Raw genomic sequence first — 2264 nt, forward strand, 5'->3', positions numbered from 1 at the left:
TCTCGGCGACGGTCGAATGCTGACCCTCTGACGGCGGATCAAAAGTGACCCACTTGGTGATCTTCGTCTGACTCTGGCCTTGGTGATCAAGGTCAGGAGGGAAGGTGATCCTCGTGGAGGACTGGGCAGAGATCCGTCGACTGCACCGGGCCGAGCAGATGCCGATCAGGGCGATCGCACGGCATCTGGGCATCTCGAAGAACACCGTCAAGCGTGCCCTGGCGAGCGATCGGCCGCCGCAGTACCAGCGGCCAGCCAGGGGCTCGGCGGTCGACGCGGTCGAGGTGCAGATCCGTGAACTGCTGCGGGAGACCCCGACGATGCCGGCGACGGTGATCGCCGAGCGGATCGGCTGGGAGAAAGGCATGACGATCCTCAAGGACCGGATCCGGGAACTCCGGCCCGCCTATCTCCCCGTCGATCCGGTCTCGCGCACGGTCTATCGGCCCGGTGAGCTGGCCCAGTGCGACCTGTGGTTCCCCGACGCGGACATCCCCCTCGGCTATGGGCAGACCGGACACCCGCCAGTCCTGGTGATGGTGTCCGGCTACTCACGCGTGATCACCGCTCGGATGCTGCCGTCACGCAGGACCGGCGACCTGATCGACGGCCACTGGCGGCTGCTGGCCGAATGGGGCTCCGTCCCCAGAACCCTGGTCTGGGACAACGAGGCCGGCGTCGGCCGCGGCCGCCCGACGTCCGAGTTCGCCGCGTTCGCGGGCCTGCTCGCCACCAGGATCCACTTGTGCCGTCCCCGGGATCCTGAGGCGAAGGGGCTGGTGGAACGAGCGAACGGCTATCTGGAGACCTCGTTCCTGCCAGGGCGGCACTTCAGCGGACCGGACGACTTCAACACCCAGCTCGGGACATGGCTGAAGGTCGCCAACCGGCGCGTCCACCGCACCCTCGGGGCCCGTCCGGCCGACCGGTGGGAAGCAGACCGGGCCCAGATGCTCACCCTGCCCGCGGTCGACCCGCCAGCCTGGTGGCGGTTCTCGACCCGTCTGGGCCGCGACCACTATGTCCGCGTCGACACCTGCGACTACTCCGTCGACCCTGCCGCGATCGGCCGGCAGGTCACCGTGCTGACCGACAACGACCAGGTCATCGTGCTGACGACCGGCGGCGAGATCGTCGCCCAGCATGCCCGCTGCTGGGCCCGCCACCAGACTCTCACCGCCCCCGACCACGCCGAGACCGGCCGCGCGATGCGCGAGGAAGCCCGCCGTCGGCCCACGGGACAGGTGCACGCCGTCGACTCCGCCTCAAGTCCGCTCGTCGAGGTCGAACAGCGCGAGCTGGGCTCGTATGACCGGCTGTTCACCGTCATCGACGGCGACGCAGGCAAGGAGGCCGGCTGATGCCCCGCACCTCCGCCGCCGACCGCGAGGCGCCCGCACCGTCTGCGACCACAAGCCGCAGGACCGGCCAGCAGACCGCATCCGACCTGGCCTTTCTTGCCAGAGCGATGAAGGCCCCGGCCCTGCTTGCCGCCGCCGACCGGCTCGCCGAACGGGCCCGCAAGGAGTCCTGGACCCACACCGAATACCTCGTCGCCTGCCTCCAGCGCGAGGTCTCCGCCCGCGAATCGCACGGCGGCGAGGCACGAGTACGCGCCGCCCGTTTCCCGGCGATCAAGACGATCGAGGAACTCGACGTCACCCATCTGCGCGGCATGACGCGCCAACAGCTCGCGCATCTGGGCACGTTGGACTTCATCGCAGGCAAGGAGAACGTCGTCTTCCTGGGCCCTCCCGGCACCGGCAAGACACACCTGGCGATCGGCCTGGCAGTGCGGGCCTGCCAGGCCGGACACCGCGTCGCCTTCGCCACCGCCGCCGAGTGGGTCGACAAGCTCGCCGCCGCCCACGACAGCGGCCGCCTGTCGGCCGAGCTCACCAGGCTCGGCCGCTATCCGCTGATCGTGGTGGACGAGGTCGGCTACATCCCCTTCGAAGCCGAGGCCGCGAACCTGTTCTTCCAGCTCATCTCGAACCGATACGAACGCGCGTCCGTGATCGTCACCAGCAACAAACCCTTCGGACGCTGGGGAGAGGTCTTCGGCGACGAGACCGTGGCCGCCGCCATGATCGACCGCCTGGTCCACCACGCCGAGGTCCACTCCCTCAAGGGCGACTCCTACCGCATGCGAGGACGCGAACTCGGACGCGTCCCCACCGACACAACCGACAACGACTGAACCACCACCAACCGGGTCAGAATTCAACCGCCCAAAGTGGGTCCAAGTTCAACCGACGCCGACA

The 2264-nt window shown here is 68.7% G+C and carries 2 protein-coding genes; both read left to right on the forward strand.

Going from position 1 to position 2264, the window contains the following annotated elements; genetic code table 11:
- The first annotated feature begins 104 nt into the window (after window positions 1-104).
- Window positions 105-1361 carry an IS21 family transposase gene (gene istA / locus ACIP67_RS43100; protein WP_401700162.1) on the forward strand — a complete coding sequence of 419 codons (1257 nt, stop codon included), beginning with the start codon at window positions 105-107 and terminating at the stop codon, window positions 1359-1361.
- A complete protein-coding gene (gene istB / locus ACIP67_RS43105; protein WP_401700165.1) occupies window positions 1361-2200 on the forward strand; it encodes an IS21-like element helper ATPase IstB in 840 nt (279 codons plus the stop codon). Before istA ends, istB begins: the two co-directional genes overlap by 1 nt.
- The last annotated feature ends 64 nt before the right edge of the window (window positions 2201-2264 follow it).

Origin of the sequence: Streptomyces sp. NPDC088812 (assembly GCF_044750285.1) — a bacterium.
Lineage (GTDB): Bacteria > Actinomycetota > Actinomycetes > Streptomycetales > Streptomycetaceae > Streptomyces.